This is a genomic window from Nonomuraea salmonea, from assembly GCF_042428605.1.
Lineage (GTDB): Bacteria > Actinomycetota > Actinomycetes > Streptosporangiales > Streptosporangiaceae > Nonomuraea > Nonomuraea salmonea.
Map to the genome: position 1 here is coordinate 1 of NZ_JBHMCF010000075.1, position 838 is coordinate 838.

The window sequence follows — 838 nt, forward strand, 5'->3', positions numbered from 1 at the left end:
TGCTTCCACTTCCGGCCTATCAACCCGGTCGTCTACCGGGAGCCTTACCCACTCTCGTGGTGGGAGACCTCATCTCAAGGCGAGCTTCCCGCTTAGATGCTTTCAGCGGTTATCCCTTCCGAACGTAGCCAACCAGCCGTGCACCTGGCGGTACAACTGGCACACCAGAGGTTCGTCCGTCCCGGTCCTCTCGTACTAGGGACAGCTCCTTTCAAGTCTCCTGCGCGCGCAGCGGATAGGGACCGAACTGTCTCGCGACGTTCTAAACCCAGCTCGCGTACCGCTTTAATGGGCGAACAGCCCAACCCTTGGGACCTACTCCAGCCCCAGGATGCGACGAGCCGACATCGAGGTGCCAAACCATCCCGTCGATATGGACTCTTGGGGAAGATCAGCCTGTTATCCCCGGGGTACCTTTTAGCCGTTGAGCGACACCGCTTCCACACGCCGATGCCGGATCACTAGTCCCAGCTTTCGCTCCTGCTCGACCCGTCAGTCTCACAGTCAAGCTCCCTTGTGCACTTACACTCGACACCTGATTGCCAACCAGGCTGAGGGAACCTTTGGGCGCCTCCGTTACCCTTTAGGAGGCAACCGCCCCAGTTAAACTACCCACCAGACACTGTCCCCGATCCGGATCACGGACCAGAGTTAGACGTTCAAAACGACCAGAGTGGTATTTCACCAATGACTCCACCCGAACTAGCGTCCGAGCTTCCCAGTCTCCCACCTATCCTACACAAGACGCTCCAAACGCCAATGTCAAGCTGTAGTGAAGGTCCCGGGGTCTTTCCGTCCTGCTGCGCGAAACGAGCATCTTTACTCGTAGTGCAATTTC

General features: G+C 57.8%; 1 rRNA gene. It reads right to left on the reverse strand.

The features are described 5' to 3' along the window. Positions 1–838 (reverse strand): 23S ribosomal RNA (locus ACFFR3_RS50215); the annotation flags it as partial.